Source organism: Dyella sp. 333MFSha (genome assembly GCF_900102405.1).
GTDB classification, from domain to species: domain Bacteria; phylum Pseudomonadota; class Gammaproteobacteria; order Xanthomonadales; family Rhodanobacteraceae; genus Luteibacter; species Luteibacter mycovicinus.
In genome coordinates this window covers 231,278-256,704 of sequence record NZ_FNBR01000005.1, presented here as the reverse complement: position 1 = coordinate 256,704, position 25,427 = coordinate 231,278, and the positions used below count along the sequence as shown (strand labels likewise).

Sequence of the window (25,427 nt, the reverse complement as noted above, 5' to 3'; positions counted from 1 at the left end):
TACCGCTTATGAAAGTCAGTCGCCGCGCGGCTTTCCCCGGCCCAGCGGCCAGGCGGTAAGGGCCGCGATCAGGGCTCCGGTCAGGTAGAGCGACAGGTCGACCGGGCGCTGCGCGAGACGGGCGAGGTCCAGCAGCATGGCCGGTCCGGCGTCGGCGATGGCCTGGCCGAAGCCGATGCCCATCATGCCGGAGATCGTGGCGGCGGCCACCAGGCACGCCGTGTACAGGGCCGCCAGCACGGTGGCCGCAGCCGCCAGTACGGCGCCTGCCAGGCCGCGAAAGTGCAGCCAGCGGCGCACGACGAGGCCAAGCCCCCATCCCACCGGCAGCACGAGGGCTGGAATGGCGCGACCGAACATCATGGAGGGGAGCATCCAGACGGCGCCCGCGGCGAGGCCGAACATGGCCGCGCAGAGTGCACCGAAGAGGAAACCGGGAAGGCCTGTGCGCTCAGCCGGCATGGATTTCGGTCAGGTCGCGCATGGGATCCCGGGTGCGGCAAAAAGGGGGCCATCATAGCGGGGCAAGCGGCCGGGCGCTCTTGTGCCCCGACGCGTGCGCCCCGACGTTAAGCCGGTAGGTGCCTACCCCCCGCTTCGCGGGCGGGCGCATAATCGACGACTTTGCGGCCGCGGCGCGGCCTTTACAGGACAGCAATGAGCGGTTTCAGCCTCAGCAGCGAGCCCTTCACCCTCGAACGTGACTGCCAGGCAGTCATGGTGCCGCAGGGTGAGACGGTGACGCTCCCCGCCGGGCAGATCGGCTACATCACCCAGGCCCTCGGCGGCAGTTTCACCGTTTACGTGGAAGGCAATCTGTTCCGCATCGCCGGCGACGACGCCGACGCGCTGGGCAAGGAGCCGCCGCGCCCGATCGAACTCGAGGACGGCGCGACGGACGACGACGTGGAGAAGCTGGTCTGGCAGCAGCTACGCACCTGCTTCGATCCCGAGATCCCCATCAACGTGGTGGAGCTGGGCCTGGTCTATGACGTCAGCCTCGAATCCACCGACGAGGGCTCGCGCCGCGTTTACGTGAAGATGACGCTGACCGCGCCGGGCTGCGGCATGGGCGACATCCTCGTCGACGATGTCCGCACCAAGGTCGAGCTCATTCCCACGATCGTCGAGGCCGATGTCGACCTCGTATTCGACCCGCCCTGGAATCACTCCATGATGTCCGATGCGGCGAAGCTCGAAACCGGGATGCTCTGATCCCGGCGACGCCGTCCTCAGCCGTTCGGCTCGGCGAGATGAATTTCCGTGCCGAGCGACGCACCGTATGTCGCGATGGCTTTGACGTTGGCGGGTGACAGGTAGCCGGTCGGCACACGGTCTTCGTAGATGTCGGTGTCGAGCGCGACGTGTGCGTCGAGTTCGAGTGCCCTGGTCAGCGCGACGATCTGGTCGCGATGCGGCGCAAGCGCGTGCAACAACCCCGTCAGCGCGTCGTCCAGCATGTACGTGCGTTGCGGCGGCAGTTCGAAGCACCAGCCGTTGGTCCGCCGCTGCAACGTCGTCGAGGCGATGCTTTCGCCTTTTTGCCACGTGACGGCACCCTCGATGCCGACCTCTCTCAGCAGATGATCCAGCGTATGCCGCTCCGACGTGAGACGGAACGCCGCGCGCACCGTCGGCGTCAGTCGACGTAGGTCAAGGTCCAGATCCGGTAATCGCGCCATGCGTCGCCCCCTTCGCAAGTTCGTGTTCGCAATTCGTGCGTAGCATCGCGTTTTTTGCCGCCCTAGGGAAATCCCTAGGTAGTCGGTCGCGAATTCTTGCGCTAGGTTGATGAGGACTTCCGGTTGGGGGACCGGTCGTCGCGACATAAAACGGGCATCGCGCCGCGGCGCGAATTCAAATCGTTCGGAGTGTGGTCCTCACGGTCCGCCATGGCGGAGTGCGGCCCATTCCTGGAGGAGGAACGTTAATGGCAACTCATGTTCGCTTGAAGCTCCTGGTCGCATCCCTCGGGATCGCCGCCACCTCGGTCGCATCGGCGGCTACCGAACAGGCACTGCGTGCGCAGAGCCTGGGTGCCGTACCGGCCAACCAGCTGGCGACAAAACTGGGACTTTCCGCCGACAACGGATTCGTCGCACAAGCCTCGCTGCCCACGGTAAAGGGCACGCAGACCGTCCGCATGCAACAGACCTTCAAGGGCGTGCCGGTCTATGGCCGCAGCATCGCCGTCGAGCAGGACACGCAGGGGAATGCGCTGGTCGCCAATGGTGCGGTCACGTCCGACCTGCAGGTCGATATCGCCTCGGTCACCCCCAGGCTGGACGGTACGCGCGCCGTCGCCTTGCTCAGCAAGCAGGCGCCGTCGCTGGCCGGCGTCGCCACCGTCAAGCCGGAGAACGTCAAGGCGGATCTGTACATCTATCCGGGTGACGGCGCTCCCGCGCGTCTGGTCTATCTCACCTCGTTCTTCTCCGGCGGTGACCATCCGACCCGCCCGACCGCCCTGATCGACGCCAACACCGGGGAGATCATCGAGCAGTGGGAAGGCCTGACCTACGCCGAGATCGATGCGACCGGTCCGGGCGGCAATCAGAAAACCGGACAGTACACCTGGGGCGCCGGCGGCAAGCCCGCGCTGCGCGTGACGCAGTCCGGCACGACCTGCACGGCGCAGAACGCCTACGTGAAGTCGTACAACATGAAGAAGGCGACGTCGGGAAGCGGCACGCTGTGGAGCTTCACCTGTAGCGCCGGATCGAGCGGTGACGCGGTCAACGGCGCTTACGGCCCGATCAACGACGCCCACCACTTCGGTGGCGTGGTGCACGACATGTACACCTCGTACACCGGCGCGGCGCCGCTGAACCAGGTTCTGATCATGAAGGTGCACTACGGCAGCTCCTACGAAAACGCGTTCTGGGACGGCAGCTCGATGACCTTCGGCGACGGTGCCAGCACGTTCTACCCGCTGGTCGCCCTGGATGTGACCTCGCACGAGATCAGCCATGGGTACACCGAACAGCACTCGAACCTGGCCTATAGCGGACAGTCGGGCGGCATGAACGAGGCGTACTCGGACATCGCCGGTGAAGCGGCCGAATACTACGACCGCGGCAGCAACGACTTCCTCGTCGGTGCCGACATCGTCAAGACCAGCGCCGGTATCGGTAACGCGTTGCGCTACATGTGCACGCCGTCGCAGGACGGTGGCTCGATCGACAATGCGTCCGATTACTACAGCGGTCTCGACGTGCATTACTCGTCGGGTGTCTACAACAAGGCGTTCTGCCTGCTGGCCAAGACCAGTGGCTGGGACACGGTGAAGGCGTTCAAGGTGTTCGCCCGCGCCAATGCCCTGTACTGGACCGCCAGCTCCACGTTCAACTCCGGTGCCTGCGGTGTCGCCAGCGCGGCGACCGATCTCGGCTACTCCGCGACGGATGTCGCCACCGCCTTCACCGGCGTGGGTGTCAGCTGCTCGACCGGCGGCGGTGGCGGTACCGGTGGCACGGCGCTGCAGAACGGTGTGGCCAAGACCGGCCTTGCCGGCAGCTCGGGTACCGAACTCAGCTACACCGTCGTGGTGGCGGCTGGCGCGAAGAACCTCAGCATCGTCACCAGCGGTGGTACCGGTGATGCGGATCTCTACGTCAAGTTCGGTTCCGCACCGACCACCTCCAGCTACAACTGCCGTCCGTACGTCTCGGGCAACAACGAAACCTGCACCTTCGCCACCACCCAGGCGGGCACGTATTACGTGAAGGTCCGCGGTTACTCGACGTTCTCGGGCGTCTCGCTCAAGGCAACCTGGACGCCGTAAGCGACCCCTCTCGCTTGCTGCGTCGGGGCCCGGACGGAAACGTCCGGGCCCTTTTTCGTGCCCGCGTCGAGAGGATGCCTGTCTGCACACTTCGCTGCTCGCAAACCCTTCAACGTGCATCCCCATTTCGCCTACATGCCTTGATGAGCGTCGGCGCGTACTAGCCGGGAACGGATCGGCCTACGTTGTACCGACTGCGGCGTCGCCGCGTTTTCCCCAGGGTGTCCGAGATGCGATCGATGACGTATCCCCGTTTAGCTTTACTCGCCGCCGCGGCCTGCGTGCCCGTACCTGTCGCCATGGCTGGCGAGATGCCCACCGATCGATACATCGTGCACTTCAGCGACAAGGTGCATGCGGCGGCCGCCAGGCATCCACGTGTATCGCACGCGCGTTCCACGCGCAGCATCCAGCCCGTGCATGTGCGTACCCTTGCGGCGGGCGGTGAGGTTTTCGACCTGCGCGGCCTGGATCCGGCCGTACTCGCATCGATGCCGGGTGTCATCGAGATCGAAGAAGACCGCATCGTCACGCCCGCGGGCCGCCTTACGACGTTATGGCATCGCCAGTGGTACATGCACGATCCTCGTGTCGGCATCGACGCGGAGGTGGCCTGGCGTTACACGAAAGGCGCCGGATCCGTGGTGGCCGTACTCGACACCGGCATCGCACCGCATCCGCAACTCGTCGGTCAGCTTTTGCCGGGCCACGACTTCGTCAGCGATGCCGCCGCGGCACGCGACGGTGACGGACGCGATACGAATCCCGCGGACGAAGGCGACTGGAGCGACGCGGGTGAGTGTGGTTCGGCAACGGCGTCCGAATCATCGTGGCATGGCACGCATGTCGCCGGACTCGTGGCGGCGAGGTCACCCGATGGTCGCGGGATGCTGGGCGTCGCGCCCGAGGCCAAGGTGATCCCGGTGCGGGTGATGGGCAAGTGCGGAGGCCGTCTCTCGGATGTGGCGGATGCGATCGTCTGGGCGAGCGGTGGTGAACTGCCGGGTGTTCCCGCGATCGCCCGCCGCGCCGACGTCATCAACCTGAGCCTGAGGACGCCCGGTGCCTGCGGGATGGCACTGGCGACGGCCATCGCACAGGCGCGCTCGCGTGGTGTCGCCGTCGTAGCGGCGGCAGGTAACGACGGCATCCGTGCCTCCGCGGTCTCTCCATCCAATTGCGCGGGCGTCGTGAGCGTGAACGCCCTGGCTCGCGACGGATCGATGGCGTGGTATTCGAATCACGGCGACGGCGTCACCCTGGCTGCGCCGGGTGGCTCGCTGACGACATTCGGTGCCGACGACATCCTGTCGACCGTCGACGGCGGCAAGCGCGGCAGTGAGGGCAGGCCTCTTCTCAAGTACTACGCGGGCACATCCATGGCCGCACCCCAGGTTTCCGCGCTGGTGGCGCTGATGCGATCGGCGGACCCGGCGATCGGTGTGGAAGCGATCACGCGGCAGCTCGTCGACAATGCGCGGCCCTTGCCCGGTCCGTGTCCGAAAGGCTGCGGTGCGGGCCTGATGGATGCAGGCGCCACGGTGGACGCGGTCGTCGAAGACCGTGGCAAGCCCTGACCGGCGCGTTCAGGCCGGCGTATTGGATCGCTTCGAATCAGATGGCTTCGAAGCGGTTCGCGTCGCGGTTCTTGCGGACGTTTTCCGGATTCCACACGCGGCCGTTCATGGCGATGTACACGCCATCGGCCAGCGTCTGTACCGCGCCGACCGCGCAGCCGATGTTGAACACGGCGTCCGACCCCTGAAAACGAGCCGGATTCAGGGCGCCGGTCAGCACGATCACCTTGTTGGGGATGCCGGCCAGTACACGCGCGGTTTCCACCATGGTGTCGGTGCCGTGGGTCACCAGCACATGACGATGCGGCTGGGCCTCGATGGTGCTGCGCATGAGCGCACGGTCTTCGTCCGTCACGTGCAGGCTGTCCTTGCGCAGGATCGGAATCACGTCGAAGCGGAACGCGACGCCGAGCTGGGTCAGGATGTCGCCGATTTGCGGGGAGCCGATCTGGTAATCCGACTTGTCGTCGAAGTAGACCTTGTCGATCGTGCCGCCGGTGGTGACGATGGTGAGCTGCTGCATGGTTGACCTGGGAAGCCGGGTGAAACGGGCGCCTATCTTACATGCTGCCGGCGAGCAGGCTGTCGCCCTCGTTGTCGGGAAGAGCCAGACGGTCGAGGCCGCGGGCGACGAACCGGCGGAGAGCGGCTGCCGGGCGGGCGTCGCCGGCCGAATCGCCTGCCCGTGCGGCACGGGCGAGCAGGGCCGCCGCCATGCAGCGCGCGAGGGTGAAGGCGATGCCTCGCGCCGACGCCTCGAGGGACGCCCGGTCGGCCGCCACGTCGCCCAGAAGGGCTTCGGTCGCATCGAGCGTCCTGTCGATGACGCGCCGTTCGGGGCTCCCTTCGTCGGCCAGCGCGGCGACCGCGCCGCGGATCGGGGCGACGCCGACGCTGCCCAGCGCGCGCAGCATGTCGAGCGACAGCACGTTGGTGGTGCCTTCCCAGATCGCGTAGACCTGCGCGTCGCGCAGGAGCTGTGGCAGGCCGGTGTCTTCGATGTAGCCCGCGCCGCCGAAACACTCGAGCGCTTCGGAGACGACGCGGATGGACACCTTGGCGGTCCAGAGTTTGGCCAGCGGCGTCAGCAGCCGGAGCAGGGGAGCGTCCAGGGGTCCGGCCTGGCCATGCTCGACGTGGCCGAGCAATTCGGCCACGTGGAAGGTCAGGGCGAAGGCGGCCTCGTATTCGGCCTGCATGTCGGCCAGCGTGCGCGCGTGCAATGGGTGGTCGATGAGACGCGCACCGAAAGCGTATCGGCGTTTCGCGTAGTCTCGCGCCAGAGAGATCGCGCGGGCCATGCTCGCGACCGCGCAGACGGCGTTCCAGGTACGGGTGACGTTGAGCATGGGTGCGATCTGGCGCACACCGTGGTCGACGGGGCCGACCGGGATGGCCGGCAGACCGTTCAGATGGATCTCGGCGGTGGGCAGTTCATGGGTGCCGAGTTTCTTCTTGAGCCGGTCGATGGTGATCTCACGCCACGCACCGTGGTCGTCCTTCGTTTCCACGTAGAAGAGCCCCAGCGCGGCGGTGCCCTGCCCAGCGCCTTCGGGGCGCGCAAGGGCGAGCGCGGCCTCGCCGACGACGGCGGAGCTGAACCACTTGCGGCCGTAAAGCCGCCACTGACCGTTCGCGTCCTGCCGGGCGACCGTCTCGGTACGGCCGACGTCCGAGCCGCCGGGCGTCTCGGTCATCCACTGGCCGGAGAGCCAGAACGAGGCCGGGTCGCGGCTGAGGAAGTGCGGCAGTGCCCGCTCGATCAGCGCCGCGTTGCCGGAGGCGCGGATCGCCGTGGCGGCGCCGTCGGTCATCGCCAGCGGGCAGCAATAGAACTCGCTCGACACGTGGTAGAGGTAAACCCGGAAGAACTCCTCGACGCGCGCCCAGGGCGAGGCTTCGTGACCTGAAGCGAGCACCGCGTGGCGTGTGGTGATGGCCGGGCCTTCTTCCCACGCCGGCGTCAGGGCGATCCGGTCGACGCGGTTACCCCACGCATCCCACGAGGTGAGCACCGGTTCGGTGCGCGGGGTGCGGTTACGCCGTTCCCAGGCCATGACGGCGTAGTCGCCGAGGGCATCGAGGTCCGGGCGCACGGCCGCGGCTCGCTCCGCGGGAAGCCGTTGCGCGAGCCATGCCTGGAGCACGCGATCATGCTGAAACGGGTGCGCCAGCTGCGGCGCGTGCTGCACGAATGCCATCGTGACGTCCTTGGCGTGTCGATCGGATACCCAAGCCTGCATCCTGCGGACGCCCGCGTCGATACGCGGAGCAGCATGACGCCCGGTTGGACCTTATCGGCGACGGCGCACACCTGCGCCGAGGGTGCCGATCAGCAGCAGTGTCACGACGATTTCCAGGATGCCGAGCCAGCGATCGTTCGCGGAGCTCCAGGTTTCCGCCACGCCATGGCAGAAGTAGAACAGCGCCAGGATGCCCACCCAGAGCAGCGCGCGGGTGACGCGGGGCAGGGACATCAGCGGGAGCAGCAGCGGCGGAACGGTGATCGCGAAGGCCACCCAGGTCGGTATCGAGACCGGCGGATACAGCGAGTACCAGAGCAGCTGAATGACGATCAGTGCCGCCCAGGCGGCCAGTCCGGTCTTCTGGCTGGCGCTGAGGCCGTTCATCCCGCCCGCGCGCGCCGTGCGATGCCCGGCTGAGCCGCCCGTGCCCTGTGGCGTTTCGTTCATGCCGGGGTGCCGAGCCGCCGCGCGATGTCGGCCAGACGCTTGCCCAGCGCGCGGGCAAGGTCGCGTTCGTGCTCGCTGATCGCGTTGTCGCCACGGGAGCCGGCGACGTGGCTGGCGCCGTACGGCGTGCCACCGGTGGTCGTGCTGGACAACGCCGGCTCCGTGTAGGGCAGGCCGACGATCACCATGCCGTGATGGAGCAGGGGCAGGGCCATGGTCAGCAGGGTCGATTCCTGCCCGCCGTGCATGGTGCTGGTCGAGGTGAACAGCGCGGCGGGCTTACCGGCCAACGCGCCGGATGCCCATTCGGCGCCCGTCGTGTCGAGGAAATGCTTGAGCGGGGCCGCCATGTTGCCGAAGCGGGTCGGGCTGCCCATCGCCAGACCGACGCACTCGACCAGGTCCGTCCGGCTGACGTACGGCGCGCCTTCCTCGGGTTCCGGCGGCATGGCGGTTTCGGTCACCGGGGCCACGGGAGGTACCTGGCGCAACCGGGCGCGCATGCCGGGGACTTCCTCGATGCCGCGGGCAACGAGTCGGGCGAGCTGGGCCGTGTGGCCAGTGCGGCTGTAGTAGAGTACGAGAACGTCGTGGGACATGGATGAGTGCCTTTGCGAAGGCACTAGTCTCGCAGAACTGTTTACGTTCCCAAACCACCGGGACCAGGATTCAAGGACCACCATGCCGCTGCGCTTCGACCGCGACCGCGCCCTGAGCTTCACCCGCTTCACCTGGCTGCGTTTCGTCGACGACAAATGCTTCGAGACCGCGGGCGCACTGTCTTACACGACGCTGGTCTCGCTGGTGCCGCTGACCGTTGCGATCTTCGCCATCCTTTCGGCCTTCCCCGTGTTCGCGGAGTGGCGCGGCTCCCTGGCCAACTACGCATTCCAGAACTTCGTGCCGGCCACCGGCATGAAGATCCAGGAGTACATGCTGGCCTTCGCCGACAAGGCCAGCCAGCTGACCGGCATCTCCATCCTGGTCATGCTGTTCAGCGCGGTCTCGATGATGATCAGCATTGAGGATCGTCTCAACCGGATCTGGCGTGTGCGCAAGCCGCGCGGCTGGACCTCGCGGCTGCTGCTTTACTGGGCGGCCCTCACCCTCGGGCCGATCCTCGTCGTCGGCGGTCTGGCCCTGTCGTCCTATATCACCGCGTTTCCGCTGCTGCATGCGGCGGCCGATCAGATCGCCTCGCAGTTCCGGCTGATCAGCCTGCTGCCCTTCGTCATCACCTTCGTGACGCTGGTGCTGATGTACACGATGGTGCCCAACCGCCGCATCTCGTGGCGGCACGCGGCCATCGGTGCGCTGCTGGGGGCGATCCTGTTCGAGTTCGCGCGCTGGGGTTTCACCCAGTTCATCCGCAACTCGCCCAACTACGAGGAGATCTACGGCGCGCTCGCCGCGATCCCGATCTTTCTGCTGTGGATCTACCTGTCGTGGATCATCGTGATCCTCGGCGCCTCCATCGCCGCGTCGATTTCCGCTTTCGAGTACGTCGTACCGACCGATGCCTTGCCCGAAGGCGCGGAGTTCATCGGTCTGCTCGTCGTGCTGCAGCATTTCGTCGCGGCGCAGCGTCGCGGTGACAGCGTCGATCCGGCCATCATCCGCCTGCGCGAGCCGTATCTGCCGTCCAGCGCGATCGCCTGCTATTTCGAAGACCTGCAGCGCGCCGACATGATTCAGCGTGGCGAGGCTGGTGGCTGGTTGCTCAGTCGCAGCCTCGACACGACCGAACTCCTGCGCGTGTACCGTTGCACGCAGTACCGTCTGCCGTTGCGTCCGCGCGAGCAGGTCGAGCGCATGGGCATCTACCTTCCCCCTGACCTGCTGGTGTTGCTGGACAATCTGGCGGCGGCGCTCGACGCCACACTCGGCGCGCGTCTCGACCAGCTGTTCCCTCCGACACCCGCACCCGTTTCCATCGAGGATTCCCCCGCATGATCCTGCGCACACTCGCCGTCGTCGCCCTGGCACTCGCCACGCCCGCGATGGCGGCCACCGCCGCCAAACCCGAGCTCAAGGTCACCACGCTGGAGGGCAAGCCGTTCGATCTTTCCGCGCAGCACGGCAAGTGGGTGATCGTGAATTACTGGGCCACCTGGTGCGTCCCGTGTATCAAGGAGATGCCCGACATTTCCGCGTTCGTGAAGAGCCGCAAGGACGTCGTGGCGATCGGTCTCGCCTTCGAGGACACCGACGCGAAGGAGATCAAGGCCTTCGTCGACAAGCACCCGGTGGTCTACCCGATCGCTCAGCTCGACGTCACGGCACCGCCGAAGGACTTCGACCCGCCCAAGGGTTTGCCCACCACCTACCTGATCGCGCCGGACGGCCACGTCGCCCAGCGCTTCGTCGGCCCGGTGACGGGCGAGAAACTGAGCGAGGCCATCGCCAGGGGGTCATGAGATGAAAGCCGCACGCTTCATCGTGAGAGGCAAGGTGCAGGGCGTGTTCTACCGCGCTTCGGCGCGCGAGCGGGCCGTGGCGCTGAAGCTCACCGGCCATGCGCGCAATCTGCCGGATGGCAGCGTCGAGGTGGTCGCTTACGGTGATGCCGCGGCGATCGACCAGCTCGAGGTCTGGCTGCGTGACGGACCGGAACACGCGCGGGTGGACGAGATGTATCGCGAGGACATCGGGGCGCACGATGCGCCCGTCGATTTCCTCATCCGGTAGGAGCGCGCCTCAGTCCTTCGGGCCCGTGGCGTTCGCCGGCCGTGCCACGAAGCTCACCGGCAGCTTCTTCCCGTCGGACAAATCGAAGGTGATGGTCAGCGTATCGCCCGCCTTCACCGGATGCTTCGGCTTCTCCAGCATCACGTGATAGCCGCCCGGGTTGAACTCGACTTTGCCATTCGCGGGCAGGGGCACGCTGTCCACCATTTCCATGCGCCCCATGCCACCTTCGGTACTGCTGCGGTGGATCATGGCTTCGGCGTAGTCGGCGCTTTCCGCACCGACGATCTTCAGTGCGGTCGTCGACCGGTTCTCGAACGTCACGTACGCGCCGGCGGGCAGGCTGCCGGGGAGGACGCGGATCCATGCGGCGCTGGCGTCGACGACAGGCGCGGTATCGGCGGCATGCGCCGTCGTGGCGAAAACGAGCAGAGCGGCGGCGAGCGAGCGAAGCATCATGCGTGGGGTTCCAGCGAGGTGAGCAGGGTCAGGTCGTGGACCATGTCGTCCTGTGACGCCGACGGTGTGGCAAGCAGGCGTGCCTTGCCCTGAGCATCGAAGAAGTAGATGGCCGAACTGTGGCTGACATCATAAGCGCCGTCGCCCTTGTCGGGCTCACGGGTGAATGCGGAGCGATAGCGCTTGGCCAGCGCTTCCACATCGGCATCGGAACCGACCAGGCCCACGGCGTGCTTGTCGAAGGCGTTGACGTAGTCGTGCATGATCTGCGGGGTGTCGCGCGCCGGATCCACGCTGACGAAAAGGATGCGGACCTTGTCGGCGGCAGGCCCGAGGCGGCCGAGCACGACGTGCAGCTGCGTCAGGGTCAGCGGGCAGACGTCCGGGCAGTGGGTGTAGCCGAAGTACATGAGCGTCACCTTGCCGCGGTAGTCGGCACCGGTCACCGCCTTGCCGTTGTCGTCGGTCAGCCTGAAGTCCAGGTCGGGAAGGTGGCCCGACACATCGTTCAGTCGCCACTCGGGCTGAGGCTCGTGCTGGCAGGCGCTCAGCGCGGCCAGTGAGACGAGGGCGAGCAGGGTCAGCAGGACCCGGCGGGCAAGAAACGGCTTCATGCGACACTCCGCGGGATATCCTGCGCAGGATACGACACCCGTGCCGGTTCCCAGGCACGCCCTCACCCGGAACGAAGCGAATGCGACAACCTGTCAGTGGTGCCCATGCTCTCCTCGTCGGCGTGGCCGGTGCTTCGGCCGTGGGGCTAGGGGCTTTCGGTGCGCACGCCCTGCGTGGCGTGGTCGACGATGCCGGGCTGCAGGTGTGGCACACCGCGGTGCAGTATCACTTCTGGCATGCGCTGGCGATGTTCGTCGCGGTGGTCGGGCTGGCGCCGGGACGGGCGCGATCGGTCGCCGTCGCGCTGTTCGCGGTGGGCATCGTGCTGTTTTCGGGGAGCCTCTACGCCCTGGCACTGGGGGCGCCACGGTGGACGGGGGCGATTACGCCGTTCGGCGGGGTGGCGTTTATCGTTGCGTGGATCGCGGTCGGGCTGTCCTTGCGGCGGGCGCCGTAGGATCGCCAGCAGGGCCGGCTCCCTGCAAGAGCGTCTCCATCACCCGCCTTTGCCAGCTCCGCCGCCCATGTCACCCATGCTCGGTGCCGGCATGTCCATCAGCGACGATGCCGGGATGGCGCGCTCGATGCGGACCCTGCCCAGGACCGACATCGACGAGAAGAAGCGCCACGGTTCGCCGTCACCCACGCCCAGTGCGATATGCGTGGCGTCGAAGCGGCGTTGCGCGGAGTCGAAACTCACCCAGCGGTTCTCAATCCACGCCTGTGCCCATGCATGCGGGATGAAGACCCGGTTTACGCCGCCAAATCGCTCGACGTAGACGACGCCGGTAACCACGCGTGTGGGAATGCCCAGCGAGCGGGCGAGGGCGGTAAGCAACACCGCGTGTTCCGTGCAATCGCCACGCCGGGTCTGGATCGTCTCCAGCGCCGACGCGTAACCGACGTCCAGCCCTTTCTCCGTGATGAAGTCCGAGAGGTAGGAGCGCAGGCGTCGCATGCGTTGAATATCGGTCGCCGCGTCGCCCACGATCGATCGCGCCATGCTGAGTACTTCAGGCGAGTCGGATTGCACCCAGGGATTGGGCGCCGTGTCCTCCGGAAGCGGGCCGGGCTCGCCGCTGTGCGACTGGGAAAACCCGATGTCCAGCTGGTAGAGCCCGTCGCCGATCGGGGTGACGCGTTGCTCGTCGGTCTGCACAAACGGACTGGTGTAGCCGCCGCGCACGAGGATCGTATATCGGACCGGTGCGAAGCGAAGGTTGGCGGTCATGGGGCGGGGTGCGCCGATCATCGCCGCGCGCAGCAGGTCGACGTCCTGGTCCGGTGCATTGGCACAGGCCTCATCGCATGCCGTCATTTCCATGCGGAAGCCGAGCAACGGTGCGATGCCGCGACGGACGAAGCCCTGGCCGTCGACCCACAGATCGACCGACGAGTTGTTCTTGCCCGAGGCCAGGGTCTGCCGAAGGTGGTGCAGCGATTCGCGCCCCAGCGGCATATCGACCATCTCGTCGCCGATCACCTCCATGTCGACGGTGGCGACCTGCTGCTTCACCGCATCGAAGCTGCGCATACGATACGTCGTGCCCGGCTTGAAACCATGAGTGGCCATGGTCAGTCGCTGGCCTTCGATCAGCGCCGCCCCGGACGGCCAGATCAGCAGGTTTACCTTCGACTGGCCGCCCACGGTGTTGGATACCTGAAAGGCTCCGTCGTCGCGAACGGTGCCCTCGACGGTGTTCTCCTGCGCGGACATCTTGCTACGCGCGTAGAACGCGAGGGGAGCACCTGCACTGGTCTCGACCGAGCGAACATCGGTATGCATCGCAAGCGGCGTCTTCACGCGGGTGAGGCGGAAATCCAGGCTCTGCGAGGTAGTCACCCGGTCGCCGACGACGTCACGGTCGATGCGGACCTTGCCGACCTTGCGCCCGTCGAGCAACACGGTCATCCAGGTCTCCGTCGCCAGCGCACACGCGGGCAGGAGACACAGCAGTACGGCGAGAACGACTGGATACCGTCTCATGTGCGTACGTCCGGATGGGCGGGGACGGCTCCATGACAGCACTTTTGCCGTCACAGTCAAGCCCCCCGTGAGTCGGGGGGTATGCCCGGATCAGCGACGGCCGCCCGTCTGGCCGACAGGGCCCACCGGGTTGAACGATGGGGTCGCGGGCTGCTGCGACGGCGCCGGACCCTGCATGAAATCGGGCATCGATCCGGAGATCTTGACGTCGGCGACCTGCATGCGTCCCAGCGATGCCATCGAGGCGAAGAAGCGCCAGGGATCGCCGCTGCCGACGCCGAGAGCGATATGGGTGGCGTCGAAGCGCGACTGCGCGGAATCGAAGCTTTCCCAGCGCCCGTTGATCCACGCCTGCACCCATGTGTGCGGGACGAAAACCCGCGATGCGCCCGCGAATCGCTGTGCATAGACGAGGCCGGTGACGATGCGCGTCGGAATGCCTTGCGATCGCGCCATGGCCGCCAGCAGCACGGCGTGTTCCGTGCAGTCGCCACGGCGCGTCTGGATAGTTTCCAGCGCGGAGGCATAGCCGACTTCCAGACCGGTCTGGTCGATATAACTGGTCAGGAAACTGCGCAGGCGGCGCATCCGGTTCAGATCGCTGGATGCGTTGCCGACGGCCTCCTTCGCCAGCGCGATCACCTCGGGTGCGTCCGACTGCACCCAGGGGTTGGACGCCGTGTCTTCAGGCGTCGGACCGGGTTCGTCGTCATGCCTCTGCGGATGGCCGACGGTGATCTCGTAATCGCCGTTCGACAGCTTTTTCACCTGCTGCTCGTCCGTGCTGACGAACGGTGCCGGCAGATCGTCGCGCAGGTGAAAGCGATACGTCATCGCCTGTCCCTGCGACCCGTTCGGAATGATCCGCGGCGACTGCAGCATGGCCGAGCGAAGCACGTCGATGTCCTGGTCGGGCGCCGTCGCGCAGGCTTCGTCGCACGCGGCGACTTCCATACGAAAACCGAGCAGTGGCGAGATGCCGCGACGCACTTCACCGCGGTCGTTCACCCACATGTCCAGCGACTGTGCGCCACTGCCGCCGGCCAGCCGCTGGCGCAGATGATGGAGACGTTCCGTGCCGCCCGGCAGGTCGATCATCTCGTCGCCGATCACCTCGACGTCCAGCGTCGCGACCTCCTGCTTCATGGCGTCGAAGGTCTTCAGCGGGTAGTGGCTGCCCGCCTTGAAGCCGCCGGCGACGATGGCGAGCCGCTGTCCTTCACTGAGCACCGCGCCGGGCGTCCACGCCAGCAGGCTGACGTGCGCATCGTCGCCGACGCGCGTGGTCACCTGAAACGTTCCGTCGGGGCGCGGCTGGCCGTCGACGGCGTTCTCCTGCGATGAGCCGGTCTTGCTGGCGTGGAACGCCAGGGGCTTGCCGTCGAGGCTCTCCGTCGCGACCGCTTCGTTATGGGTGACCAGTGGCGTGCTGCCACGCGTGACGCGCAGATCGATGGCCTGGCGGGTGGTCACGGTGTCGCCGGTGACCGAGCGTTCCGTGACCAGCTTGCCGACTTTGCGCCCGTCGAGCATCACGCTCATCCAGGTCTTCGAATCTTGTGCATGGGCGGTGGCGAGGCTCGACAGGAGCGCGAGCGCGACGATCTGACGACGCATGGGCATACATCCACGTTGTAAGGCCAGATCGCATGAAAGCACGATTAGCTGTCGTGTCAATGATGCAAACCTTCATGTAAGGCCCGCTGGCACCCCTGTGGCGCGACACCTAGAATGTGCGATCACGCTTTCCTGGACCTCCCTCGCATGAATACCTTCGGTACGCCGCACTCCCATACCGCCCTCAAGGTGCTCCTGCTGGGCTCCGGCGAACTGGGCAAGGAAGTCGCCATCGAGTTGCAGCGCTTCGCTGTCGAGGTGATCGCCGTGGACCGCTACGCCAATGCGCCGGCGATGCAGGTGGCCCACCGCAGCCACGTCATCGACATGCTGGACGGTAAAGCCCTGCGCGCTCTGATCGAGGAAGAGAAGCCGCATCTGGTGGTGCCCGAGATCGAGGCCATCCACACGCCGACGCTGATCGAGATGGAAAAGGAGGGCCTGAGGGTCGTCCCGACCGCGAAGGCGGCCTGGCTGACGATGGATCGGGAGGGCATCCGTCGCCTCGCCGCCGAGGAGCTCGGCCTGCCGACCTCGCCTTACCGGTTCTGCGACACCTACGAGGAGTTCGTCGAGGCGGTGAAGGTGCTCGGTACGCCGTGCGTCACCAAGCCGGTGATGAGCTCGTCGGGCAAGGGTCAGAGCGTGCTGCGCACGCCCGCCGATGCGCAGGCGGCATGGGAATATGCGCAGGCCGGCGGTCGTGCCGGCCGGGGCCGGGTCATCGTCGAGGGCTTCATCGACTTCGATTACGAGATCACCCTGCTGACGGTGCGCCACCGGGACGGCGTGTCGTTCTGCGCGCCCATCGGCCATCGCCAGGAAGACGGCGACTATCGCGAGTCGTGGCAGCCGCAGCCGATGAGCGATACCGCGCGAGCGTCCGCCGAACGCCAGGCCGACGCGATCACGGCCGCGCTCGGTGGCTGGGGGGTGTTCGGGGTGGAGTTCTTCGTCCGTGGCGACGAAGTGATCTTCTCCGAAGTCAGCCCGCGGCCGCACGATACCGGCCTGGTCACCCTGATCTCGCAGGATCTGTCGGAGTTCGCCCTCCATGCGCGCGCCATCCTTGGTCTGCCTGTGCCGGAGATTCACGCTTTTTCGCCCGCCGCCTCCTGCGCGGTGCTGGTGGAAGGGGAGGGGCACTCGCCCACGTACCACGGCGTGGCGGAAGCCCTGGCCGAGACCGGCACCATGCTGCGTATCTTCGGAAAACCCGAAGTGCGCGGCCGTCGCCGCATGGCCGTGACGCTGGCGCGCGCCGCGACGGTCGACGAGGCGCTCGACAAGGCCAAGCGCGCGGCCAGCCGGATCCGCGTCGAAATCTGACGTGCGCGGCCTACAACGGCCGTTCACGCCTGAATGTTAAGCTGCTCCGCTCCTAGGGAAGACCCACGCCCATGAGCGGACGCAAAGACAACCACGATCACGACCATCGCGGTCGCACCGAGCCGACGCTCGGCCGGCTCGATGACCTCGACCGTCCGGCCGCGCCGGTGGACGACGGCCTGCCTCACATCGTCGTCGACGAGCCGCGTCGGCGTACGGGCGGACCCACGCCACCGCCGCCACGGCGCGAGCGCAAACGCGGCTGGCTCATTCCGGTGCTGGTTCTCGTGCTCATCGGTGGCGTCACCGGCCTGTGGTTGCAGCAGGACCGGCTGCGCAATCTGATGCCGGCGACGGAGCTCAACGATCTCCTCGGTCAGGCCAACCAGGCCCTCGCGGCCGGCAAGCTCGATGGCACGGCGGGTGACAGCGCCCGCGAACTGTTCGAGAAGGCGCGTGACCAGCAGCCCGACAGCGACCAGGCGCGCGACGGCCTGCGCCGCGTCGGCATGGCGGAAGTGGCTCGCGCCGACGCCGCCCTCAGCGCGGGCAACCTCGACGAAGCCGAAGCCGCGCTCAACGTCGCCCGCGAACTGCTCGGGGGTGGCAGCGACGTCGAACGCCTCACCCAGCAGCTGTCGCAGGCGCGTAATCCGCAGGGCCACACCGAATCACTGATCGACCGTGCGCAGGCGGCGTTCGCCGCCGGCAAGTTCGACGGTGACGACGGTGCGGGTGCGCTTTACCGCCGGGTGCTCGACGCCGACCGCAACAACACGGTGGCGGCACGCGGTCTCGATCGTGTGGGCGACGCGCTGGCGGCGCAGGCAAGGCAGGCGATTTCCGACAACGACCGCCCCAGGGCCAATGCGCTGGTCGATCGTATCGCCATCCTCGTGCCCGGCTACAGCGACCTTCCGTCGCTGCGTGCCTCGCTGGCGGAAACACGCAAGCAGGACGACCAGGCGATCGCCACGCTCATCCAGCAGGGCAACGATGCGATGCGCGCCGGGCGCTTCACCGGTGACGGCGACGACAGCGCGCTGGCGCGCTTCAACGCCGCGCTCGCCGCGGACCCCGACAACGCGGGCGCGAAGGCCGGGCTCGGCCAGGTGGCCCAGGCGCTGATCGTGCAAGCCAATGCCGCGCTCGACAGCAATGACGACGCCCAGGCGGCGAAGCTGCTCGATCAGGCGACGAAGCTCGCCCCGAAATCCGCCGAACTCGCCGCCGCACGCGCACGACTGGGCGGTGGCGACGGGCATGCGGCCGCTGGCGTCCCGCCCGCGGCAGGCGCGCAGGCAGGTGATGACAACGCACCGGAAGCCTCGCTCGCGGTCAGTCCGGAGCAGAAAGCTAAGGTCGCCGATCTGGTTCGTCGTGCACAGGCCGCGGCGTCGCGCGGCGACATCATGGATCCCCCGGGCGACAGCGCCTACGACCTCTACCGCAATGCGCTGGCGATCGACGGTAACGACCCGACCGCTCGTGCGGGCCTGCAGGGCCTGCCCGCACAGGTCGAGAAGCAGATGCAGCAGGCCGTCGCCGCTGGAAACGTGAAGCGCGCCGAAGATCTGTACGGCACCCTGTCCGACCTGGCGCCGGGCGATGCTTCCCAGGGCGAGATGCGTCATCGCCTCGGCAGCGCCCTCATCGATAACGCGCTGCAGCGCGCGTCCAGCGGCGATCGCCAGGGCGCCTTCCAGTCGCTCGACCACGCACGGCGCTACGTGCCGGACGATCCGCGGCTGCAAAGCGCCTATGAGCGCATCGCGACAGGGCGCTGAGCACGATGACGGTATTGGTGATGGGCGCGTCCGGCCAGATCGGGCACTTCCTCCTTCCGCGACTCGAGGCGGAGGGATATGCGTGGATGGCGGTCAGCCGGCGCCCGCCGGGCAACGACCCTCGCTGGCGGTCCGGTCATCTTCCGGACGGCATGCCGGAGCTGCCGCCGCTGCAGGCCGTCGTCTCGCTGGGGCCCATCGATCTGCTGGCAAAGTGGCTTGCCGAGATGCGGTTGCCGGGCATTCCCCACATCGTCGCCACGTCGTCGATGAGCGCCGAAACCAAGCGCGAATCGCAGGTGCCCGAAGAGCGGGAAGTCTCGCGCCGCCTGCGGGACGCGGAAACGATGCTGATAGCGACCTGCGCATCGCGCGGTATGCCATGGACCGTCTTCCGGCCGACGCTTATTTACGGGGCCGGCATGGACAAGAGTCTGACGCCTATCGTGGCGTCCGCCCGCCGGCGCCATATCTTTCCGCTGCCGGCAGGTCGGGGGCAGCGCCAGCCGGTGCACGCGGACGATATCGCCGCGGCTGTCGTCGCCGCTCTGCGGACACCGGCGGCGCGCGGCCGCACCCTCTCCATGGGCGGCGGTGAACGGCTCACGGCCGCGGACATGTTCCGGCGGACGCAGCGGAGCGCCGGCGGCTTCGTGTTGCCGCTCCCGGTCCCTCGTCTCGTGCTCGAACTTGCCGCGTCCGTGTCGCCGCTCATGCGCGGACCGGTGAACCGGCTCGATACCGACCTGATTGCCGACAATACGGACCTGGAGGCCATCCTCGGTGTGCATCCGCGGCCTTTCCGGCCGCAGCCCGGCACCTGGCAGCCGGTCCGCTGATCCGCATCGCCGTCACTTTGCCCTCATCCGTTCAGATGGGCGCCGGTGAACTGCCCCTATCATCGGTCTCCGACCTCTCTCGCAGGACTTCCCCGCGTTGGCTTTCCTGAATCGTCTTGGCTCCCTCCTGCGCACGGCCTGGCCGTGGCTGCGTATTCCCTTCTGGCTGGTGATGGGGCTGCTGTTCGGCTTCCTCTTGCCCTACACGCTGATTCTCAATGCGCGCCTGCAGGAGCGCTTCAACGACCTCGTGTTCGCGGTGCCCACCCGCGTCTATGCCCGGCCGCTGCCACTGGAACCGGGCAGGGCACTGACCCCCGCGGCCCTCGAGCTGGAACTGACCTTCGCCGGCTACACCACCGAGGGGGCCGGCAAGATTCAGGGCAGCTACTCGAAGAACGGCTCGCGCTTCATCATCGCCTCGCATGGTTACTTCGGTCCGGATGGCGGCGAGCTGCCGCACCGCATTCGTGTCGTCCTGGCCAACGGTCAGGTCGCCTCGGTGGTGGACGACACCAACGACAAGCCGATCAAGTCGATCCATCTGGATCCCGCGCGCATCGCGACGTTGTATGGCGCGCAGCAGGAAGAGCGTCGCATCGTGCGTCTGGAGAATGTGCCGCCGCTGCTCGTGCAGGGCCTGCAGGCGGTCGAGGACCGCGACTTCAAGAATCACATCGGTCTGGATTTCTCGGCCATCGCGCGCGCGTCGGTCGCCAACATCCGTGCAGGTCATACGGTGCAGGGCGGGTCCACGCTGACCCAGCAGCTGGTGCGCAACCTGTTCCTCGACCGCGACCAGAACATGCTGCGCAAGGTCAACGAGGCCATTCTCTCGTTGCTCATGGAAGCGCATTATCCGAAGGGACGCATCCTCGAGGCCTACGTCAACGAGGTCTTTCTGGGTCAGCAGGGGAATCAGGCGGTGCACGGTTTCGCCGCCGGCGGCGAGTTCTTCTTCGGCCGCCGTCTGGAAGACCTTCGTCCTCAGGAGATCGCCCTGCTGATCGGCCTGGTCAAGGGCCCCAGCTATTACGATCCGCGTCGTTATCCCGACCGTGCCCTGTCGCGTCGCAACCTCGTCCTGCAGCAGTTCCACGACACCGGCCTGCTCGACGACGCGCAGACGAAGGCGGCCCAGGCCGCGCCGCTGGGCATCGCGCCCAACGCACAGCTGCCGCACAACCGCTTCCCGGCCTTCATGCAGCTGGTGCGGTCGCAGATCACGGCGGACTTCGACGAAGCCGCGCTGCGCGACGGCAGCCTGAGCATCTTCACCACGCTCGATCCGACCGCGCAGCTCTATACCGAGCAGGCCATCGTCACGACCATGAAGAGCCTCGGCAAGCGGGGCGCCGCCGCGCAAGCCGCCGCCGTGGTGACCGATACCACCAACGGCAGCGTGCTGGCCGTGGTCGGTTCGCGCGATCCGGGCGAGCAGGGTTTCAACCGTGCGCTCGATGCCCGTCGCTCGATCGGTTCGCTGGTCAAGCCGCTGGTGTATCTCGTCGCGCTGGCGCAGCCGTCCAAATGGTCGCTGGCGTCGATCGTCGACGACTCGCCGATCAACATGCGTCAGCCCGACGGCACCCCATGGACGCCGCAGAACGATGACCGCGAGGTCCACGGCCAGGTACCGATGCTGGACGCGCTGGTCCATTCGTGGAACCTGGCGACGGTCAACCTCGGCATGCAGGTCGGCGTCGGCCGGGTGAAGGGCTTTCTCGAGTCGTTCGGGCTCGAGGGCGTCAATCCCAGCCCGTCGCTCCTGCTCGGCGCCATCGACATCTCGCCGCTGCAGGTGGCGCAGCTGTACGAGTACATCGCCGCCGACGGGCACGCCTTGCCGCTCGTGGCCGTGCGCGGCGTCATGGACAGCAAGGGCCAGGCGATCAAGCGCTACGAAGTGAAGGAGGGCGAAGGCGAGTACCAGACCGCCGCGCGCCTCACGACATGGGCCATGCAGCAGGTGGTCAACGGTGGCACGGCCGCGGCCATCGGTAATTCGAACCTCGCCTATCTGCACGCGGCGGGCAAGACCGGCACCAGCGACAGCCAGCGCGATGCCTGGTTCGCCGGCTTTACGGGCGACCGTCTCGCGGTGATCTGGATGGGCCGTGACGACAACAAGCCCACCGGCCTCTACGGCGCTACCGGCAGCATGAAGGTCTGGCAGGAGTTGTTCCGCAAGCTGCCGACGCGTCCGCTGTCGGCGGCGCCGGGCGAGGGCCTGGAAATGGCCTATGTGAATCCGCAGACGGGTAAGCGCACGGACCCGTCGTGCGAAGGCGCGCGTCAGTTCCCGTTCGTGTCCGGTTACGTGCCGGAAGCGGAAGAGGGCTGTTTCTGGCAGCGATTCAAGGGTATGTTCGGCGGCGGTGACGGAGCTGACCAGCCCGCGCCGCCCGTTCCCAGTAATCCTACGGATTGACCCATGCATCGCTTTCGCTTCTGCGCCATTGCCGCCGTCACCCTCGTCGCCGCCTGCAGCCAGCCGGCGCCGCCGCAAGCCACCCGCCCCAGCAAGCCGTCTTACGACATCGTGGCGCAGATCCGCGCCGCGGGTGAGCGTGAAAAGTCGGCGATCGAAGTCGCGCCGCTGCGCGATCCGGGCGTGCAGGGCCTGCAGCAGGCCGCCTCGGCCGACGAGCGCGCGGGCAACTATCCCGATGCCGACGCCAAGCTCGCGCAGGCGCTGAAGCGCGCGCCGGACGCGCCCGAGCTGATCCAGGACCGGGCGGAAATCGCCGTGCGCATGCAGGATTTCCCCCGCGCGGAGCAGCTGGCCAAACAGTCGTTCGAGATGGGTCCGAAGTCCGGCAGCCTCTGCGCACGTAACTGGCAGACGGTGGTCGAGATGCGTCTGCAGGCGAACGATCAGGCCGGCGCCGCGTCGGCGAAGACCGAGCTCAACAAATGCCACATCGCGGGACCGAACCGGTTCTGAGATAAGACCCCGTAGGAGCGCGCCCTGCGCGCGATATGCTCTGGCGCGAGCACGTTCGCGGTCAGGAGCATCGCGCGCGGGGCGCGCTCCTACAGGGGTAGGGGGCTCAGGGCCCCCGGATCGCCCGGCCGTGGGCGTGCACGGTATCGACGAGAACCTTTACGTTCTCCGGATTCACTTCCGGGGTGATGCCGTGGCCGAGGTTGAACACGTGGCCTGGATGGTTGCCGAACGAATCCAGCACCGCGCGGGCCTCACGCGCCACGATCTCGGGTGACGCGCGCAGGACGGCGGGGTCGAGGTTGCCCTGCAGGGCGACCCGGTCGCCCACACGACGGCGCGCCTCGCCGATGTCGATGGTCCAGTCCACACCCAGGCCGTCGCAGCCGGTATCGGCCAGCGCTTCGAGCTGACCGTGCGCACCTTTCGAAAACAGGATGACCGGCAGGTCGCGGCTGACCGGGTCGGCCTTCAGTGCGTCGACGACCCGGGCCATGTAGCGCAGCGAGAACTCGCGGAACGGCGCGGGACCGAGCAGGCCGCCCCAGGTATCGAAAATCATAAGGGCCTGCGCCCCGGCGTGCGCCTGAGCGATCAGGTAGGCCGCGACCGAACGCGCGATGGTGTCGAGCAAACGGTGGGCCAGCGCGGGATCGTTCCAGGCCAGCGCCTTGACCTGCGCGAAGTCCTTCGAGCCCTGACCCTCGACCATGTAGCAGGCGAGCGTCCACGGACTGCCGGAGAAGCCGATCAGCGGCACCCGTCCGTCGAGCTCCTTGCGGATGAGGCGCACCGCGTCCATGACGTAGCGCAGCTCGCCATCCATATCGGGCACGACCAGCTTGTCGATCGCGGCGGCATCGCGGACGGGACGCGCGAAGCGCGGACCTTCGCCCGCTTCGAACGACAGGCCGAGACCCATCGCATCGGGAATGGTCAGGATGTCCGAAAACAGGATCGCGGCATCCAGCTCGAAACGCTCGAGCGGCTGCAACGTGACTTCGCAGGCGAATTCGGGATTCGTCGCCAGGCCCATGAAGCTGCCGGCCCGCGCGCGGGTGGCGCGGTATTCCGGCAGGTAACGGCCGGCCTGACGCATGACCCAGATGGGCGTGGTGTCGACGGGTTCGCGACGAAGCGCGCGGAGAAAACGGTCGTTACGCAGGACGTCAGCGGCCATGCGCCGACTCCTGACCTTGGCTGAACATCACTTTGAAGCCTTTCTTCAGTTGCGCGTCGCGCGCTTTTTCGAATGCCGCCAGCGCGCTGTCGCGTTCGATATGTACCTCGCGCTTGAGCGAGGCCTTGCCGCCCTGCACGCCGCTTTCGCGGTACAGGGTCCAGCCGCCGAACAGGTCCTGTTCGAGCGTGATCTGGACGTAGCGGGGTGCTTCGGTCCCCGCTTCGGGCATGGTTTGCATGTAGATCCGCATCGAGCGATCCGGGCTGGCGCAGGGCCGATCATTGTAGGCGCTCCCCCGGAAGGGCGCACCCTGTGCGTCAAATGAGCACGCCGAGGACGTCGTCCTCGGCCACGCCGGCGACGATCTCCGCCCGCCCGACACCTCGCCAGAGGATCAGTCGCAGCGTCCCGGCCGTGTTCTTCTTGTCCAGTCGCATCAGTTCCAGAAGTCGGCTGGCGGCATGCTTGCCCGAGGGTTCCGTGGGCAGGTCCAGTCGCCGCAGCAGGGTGACCAGACGCTGCGTGTCCGCCGCCGGGGCCATGCCCAGCCGTTCGGAGAGCTTCGCCGCCAGCACCATGCCGATGGCGACGCCTTCGCCGTGCAGGATCTCGCTGTAGTTGCCCGCGGTTTCCAGCGCGTGCCCGAAGGTATGGCCGAGGTTGAGCAACGCGCGCTCGCCTTGTTCGGTTTCATCCCGCGCGACCACGCCCGCCTTGTAGCGGCACTTGCGGGCGATCGCCTCGATGAGGGGGCCGGTTTCGCGTCCGGCCAGTGCATCGGCGTGGTCTTCCAGCCAGGCGAAGAAGTCCGGGTCGCCGATGGCCGCGCCCTTGACGATCTCGGCCAGACCCGCGCGAAACTCGCGCTGCGGCAACGTATCGAGCACATAGGTATCGGCCACCACGGCGCGCGGCTGGTGGAAGGCGCCGGCCAGGTTCTTGCCCGCGGGCAGGTTCACGCCGGTCTTGCCGCCGACCGACGAATCGACCATCGCCAGCAGGGTGGTCGGTATCTGCACGAAGTCGATGCCGCGCATCCAGCAGGCGGCGGCAAAACCGGCAAGATCGCCGACGACGCCGCCACCCAGCGCGATCACGCAGGCGTCGCGTGTGGCGCCGAGTTCACCGAGCGCTTCGAGCACCTTGCCGACGTTGGCGAAGGTCTTGTGCGTCTCGCCGTCCTCGAGCAGATACGACGACCAGCGCAGACCATCCAGCCCCTGAGCCAGCGCGTCGAGGTAGAGCGGCGCCACGGTGGTATTGCTGACCACCAGCACGTGGCGGCCACGGATGGCCTTGCGCCAGCGTGCGTTATCGGCCAGCAGGCCGGGACCGATCCAGACGGGGTAGCTGCGACCGGCAAGGTCGACGTCGACGGTTGCGATATCCATCAGGTGCGTTTCCAGTGACGGTCGAGGAGGGCGACGGCGCGGGGCACCGCGGCGTCCACGTGTTCGTGGCGACCGTGGAAGATCAGGTCGGCGATCTCTTCGTAGAGGTGGTTGCGATGTCCGGCCAGCGCTTCGAGCTTGCCGCGCCGGTCGATGCCCGCGATCATCGGCCGTGCCCGGTCGTGCCGCAGACGGTCGAACTGTTCGTCGACGTTGACTGACAGCAGCAGCACGGTGCCGCGCTCCGCCAGCGTCGCGCGATTTCCTTCGTCGAGCACGGCGCCCGCGCCCGTCGCGAGCACGATGCCGTCGGCGCGACTAAACTCGTCCAGATGCGCGGATTCCAGCGCGCGAAACGCCGCCTCACCTTCGCTCTCGAAGAGGCTGGCAATCGTCACGCCGAGGCGGGCTTCGATCTCCACGTCGAGATCGACGAACGGCAGGCCATAATGCGCCGCGAGGCGTTGTCCGATCGTGGTCTTGCCGGCGCCCGTGGGGCCGACCAGAAACAGGTTGGGCGAGGGATTCATC

26 protein-coding genes are annotated in these 25,427 nt (G+C 67.2%); 12 read left to right on the top strand and 14 right to left on the bottom strand.

Translation table 11 applies throughout. The features are described from left to right. Positions 1 to 15 precede the first annotated feature (15 nt). Positions 16 to 462, bottom strand: a complete 447-nt coding sequence (locus tag BLT40_RS17490; protein ID WP_079520770.1) for a hypothetical protein — start codon at positions 460 to 462, stop codon at positions 16 to 18. 195 nt (positions 463 to 657) lie between these two features. Here BLT40_RS17490 and sufT point away from each other — a divergent pair, with 195 nt between their 5' ends. After that, positions 658 to 1,215 carry a putative Fe-S cluster assembly protein SufT gene (gene sufT / locus BLT40_RS17485; protein ID WP_043692734.1) on the top strand — a complete coding sequence of 186 codons (558 nt, stop codon included), beginning with the start codon at positions 658 to 660 and terminating at the stop codon, positions 1,213 to 1,215. A 17-nt stretch (positions 1,216 to 1,232) separates the two neighbouring features. Here sufT and BLT40_RS17480 read toward each other — a convergent pair whose 3' ends face one another. After that, entirely contained in the window at positions 1,233 to 1,682 is a 450-nt protein-coding gene (locus BLT40_RS17480) for a DUF4279 domain-containing protein (protein ID WP_176809210.1), read from the bottom strand. A 248-nt stretch (positions 1,683 to 1,930) separates the two neighbouring features. Here BLT40_RS17480 and BLT40_RS17475 point away from each other — a divergent pair, with 248 nt between their 5' ends. Next, positions 1,931 to 3,784: a M4 family metallopeptidase gene (locus BLT40_RS17475; protein WP_079520773.1), complete on the top strand. Its 1,854-nt coding sequence runs from the start codon at positions 1,931 to 1,933 to the stop codon at positions 3,782 to 3,784. A 239-nt stretch (positions 3,785 to 4,023) separates the two neighbouring features. After that, complete coding sequence (locus tag BLT40_RS17470; protein ID WP_176809209.1) at positions 4,024 to 5,361, top strand: S8 family peptidase; 1,338 nt, start codon at positions 4,024 to 4,026, stop codon at positions 5,359 to 5,361. Positions 5,362 to 5,398: 37 nt separating this feature from the next. Here BLT40_RS17470 and BLT40_RS17465 read toward each other — a convergent pair whose 3' ends face one another. The 4 genes from BLT40_RS17465 to wrbA form a co-directional block, all read right to left on the bottom strand. Next, positions 5,399 to 5,884 carry an asparaginase domain-containing protein gene (locus BLT40_RS17465; protein WP_090355263.1) on the bottom strand — a complete coding sequence of 162 codons (486 nt, stop codon included), beginning with the start codon at positions 5,882 to 5,884 and terminating at the stop codon, positions 5,399 to 5,401. A 37-nt stretch (positions 5,885 to 5,921) separates the two neighbouring features. Continuing rightward, entirely contained in the window at positions 5,922 to 7,562 is a 1,641-nt protein-coding gene (locus BLT40_RS17460; RefSeq protein WP_090355260.1) for an acyl-CoA dehydrogenase family protein, read from the bottom strand. A 93-nt stretch (positions 7,563 to 7,655) separates the two neighbouring features. Continuing rightward, positions 7,656 to 8,054, bottom strand: a complete 399-nt coding sequence (locus BLT40_RS17455; protein ID WP_343123899.1) for a DUF2069 domain-containing protein — start codon at positions 8,052 to 8,054, stop codon at positions 7,656 to 7,658. Further along, on the bottom strand, positions 8,051 to 8,653 hold the full coding sequence (gene wrbA / locus BLT40_RS17450; RefSeq protein WP_036115205.1) for an NAD(P)H:quinone oxidoreductase: 603 nt from the start codon (positions 8,651 to 8,653) through the stop codon (positions 8,051 to 8,053). Before wrbA ends, BLT40_RS17455 begins: the two co-directional genes overlap by 4 nt. An 82-nt stretch (positions 8,654 to 8,735) precedes the next feature. Here wrbA and BLT40_RS17445 point away from each other — a divergent pair, with 82 nt between their 5' ends. Genes BLT40_RS17445 through BLT40_RS17435 form a run of 3 tightly spaced genes read left to right on the top strand, consistent with a single transcriptional unit; the run spans position 8,736 to position 10,742 of the window. Beyond that, entirely contained in the window at positions 8,736 to 10,007 is a 1,272-nt protein-coding gene (locus BLT40_RS17445) for a YihY family inner membrane protein (RefSeq protein ID WP_090355256.1), read from the top strand. Beyond that, entirely contained in the window at positions 10,004 to 10,471 is a 468-nt protein-coding gene (locus BLT40_RS17440; protein WP_052191147.1) for a TlpA family protein disulfide reductase, read from the top strand. Before BLT40_RS17445 ends, BLT40_RS17440 begins: the two co-directional genes overlap by 4 nt. Position 10,472: 1 nt before the next feature. Next, positions 10,473 to 10,742: an acylphosphatase gene (locus tag BLT40_RS17435; protein WP_036115200.1), complete on the top strand. Its 270-nt coding sequence runs from the start codon at positions 10,473 to 10,475 to the stop codon at positions 10,740 to 10,742. Between the two features lie 9 nt (positions 10,743 to 10,751). Here BLT40_RS17435 and BLT40_RS17430 read toward each other — a convergent pair whose 3' ends face one another. Next, positions 10,752 to 11,201 carry a copper chaperone PCu(A)C gene (locus tag BLT40_RS17430; RefSeq protein WP_079520778.1) on the bottom strand — a complete coding sequence of 150 codons (450 nt, stop codon included), beginning with the start codon at positions 11,199 to 11,201 and terminating at the stop codon, positions 10,752 to 10,754. Continuing rightward, positions 11,198 to 11,815 carry an SCO family protein gene (locus BLT40_RS17425; RefSeq protein WP_079520779.1) on the bottom strand — a complete coding sequence of 206 codons (618 nt, stop codon included), beginning with the start codon at positions 11,813 to 11,815 and terminating at the stop codon, positions 11,198 to 11,200. Before BLT40_RS17425 ends, BLT40_RS17430 begins: the two co-directional genes overlap by 4 nt. A gap of 80 nt (positions 11,816 to 11,895) precedes the next feature. On the opposite strand from BLT40_RS17425, the gene BLT40_RS17420 reads away from it, so the two are divergent. Then, on the top strand, positions 11,896 to 12,273 hold the full coding sequence (locus tag BLT40_RS17420) for a DUF423 domain-containing protein (RefSeq protein WP_090355253.1): 378 nt from the start codon (positions 11,896 to 11,898) through the stop codon (positions 12,271 to 12,273). 39 nt (positions 12,274 to 12,312) lie between these two features. Here the strand turns inward: BLT40_RS17420 and BLT40_RS17415 are convergent, their stop codons facing one another. Together BLT40_RS17415 and BLT40_RS17410 are read right to left on the bottom strand one after the other, a co-directional pair. Beyond that, positions 12,313 to 13,803 carry a transglutaminase-like domain-containing protein gene (locus BLT40_RS17415; protein ID WP_090355250.1) on the bottom strand — a complete coding sequence of 497 codons (1,491 nt, stop codon included), beginning with the start codon at positions 13,801 to 13,803 and terminating at the stop codon, positions 12,313 to 12,315. Between the two features lie 90 nt (positions 13,804 to 13,893). Then, the gene (locus tag BLT40_RS17410) at positions 13,894 to 15,420 is read right to left on the bottom strand and encodes a transglutaminase-like domain-containing protein (RefSeq protein WP_176809208.1); all 1,527 of its coding nucleotides are present in this window, start codon (positions 15,418 to 15,420) and stop codon (positions 13,894 to 13,896) included. Between the two features lie 147 nt (positions 15,421 to 15,567). Between BLT40_RS17410 and purT the strand changes: the two genes are divergently transcribed. The 5 genes from purT to BLT40_RS17385 all read left to right on the top strand — a co-directional run bounded on the left by purT (position 15,568) and on the right by BLT40_RS17385 (position 22,322). After that, complete coding sequence (purT, locus tag BLT40_RS17405) at positions 15,568 to 16,749, top strand: formate-dependent phosphoribosylglycinamide formyltransferase (RefSeq protein ID WP_090355243.1); 1,182 nt, start codon at positions 15,568 to 15,570, stop codon at positions 16,747 to 16,749. A 71-nt stretch (positions 16,750 to 16,820) separates the two neighbouring features. Further along, positions 16,821 to 18,536, top strand: coding sequence for a tetratricopeptide repeat protein (locus BLT40_RS17400; RefSeq protein WP_090355241.1), 1,716 nt, complete (start codon positions 16,821 to 16,823; stop codon positions 18,534 to 18,536). A gap of 5 nt (positions 18,537 to 18,541) precedes the next feature. Next, positions 18,542 to 19,375, top strand: coding sequence for an NAD(P)H-binding protein (locus BLT40_RS17395; RefSeq protein ID WP_079520784.1), 834 nt, complete (start codon positions 18,542 to 18,544; stop codon positions 19,373 to 19,375). 97 nt (positions 19,376 to 19,472) lie between these two features. After that, on the top strand, positions 19,473 to 21,806 hold the full coding sequence (gene mrcB / locus BLT40_RS17390) for a penicillin-binding protein 1B (RefSeq protein WP_090355238.1): 2,334 nt from the start codon (positions 19,473 to 19,475) through the stop codon (positions 21,804 to 21,806). Between the two features lie 3 nt (positions 21,807 to 21,809). Beyond that, positions 21,810 to 22,322, top strand: coding sequence for a tetratricopeptide repeat protein (locus BLT40_RS17385; RefSeq protein ID WP_043692760.1), 513 nt, complete (start codon positions 21,810 to 21,812; stop codon positions 22,320 to 22,322). A gap of 106 nt (positions 22,323 to 22,428) precedes the next feature. Here BLT40_RS17385 and hemE read toward each other — a convergent pair whose 3' ends face one another. The 4 genes from hemE to BLT40_RS17365 form a co-directional block, all read right to left on the bottom strand. Further along, complete coding sequence (gene hemE, locus BLT40_RS17380; protein WP_090355236.1) at positions 22,429 to 23,502, bottom strand: uroporphyrinogen decarboxylase; 1,074 nt, start codon at positions 23,500 to 23,502, stop codon at positions 22,429 to 22,431. Next, the gene (locus BLT40_RS17375; RefSeq protein ID WP_036115167.1) at positions 23,492 to 23,755 is read right to left on the bottom strand and encodes a WGR domain-containing protein; all 264 of its coding nucleotides are present in this window, start codon (positions 23,753 to 23,755) and stop codon (positions 23,492 to 23,494) included. The genes hemE and BLT40_RS17375 overlap by 11 nt, the downstream gene beginning before the upstream one ends. 67 nt (positions 23,756 to 23,822) lie before the next feature. Then, a complete protein-coding gene (gene aroB / locus BLT40_RS17370; RefSeq protein ID WP_090355233.1) occupies positions 23,823 to 24,896 on the bottom strand; it encodes a 3-dehydroquinate synthase in 1,074 nt (357 codons plus the stop codon). After that, positions 24,896 to 25,426: a shikimate kinase gene (locus tag BLT40_RS17365; protein WP_079520922.1), complete on the bottom strand. Its 531-nt coding sequence runs from the start codon at positions 25,424 to 25,426 to the stop codon at positions 24,896 to 24,898. Before BLT40_RS17365 ends, aroB begins: the two co-directional genes overlap by 1 nt. Position 25,427: the final 1 nt, after the last annotated feature.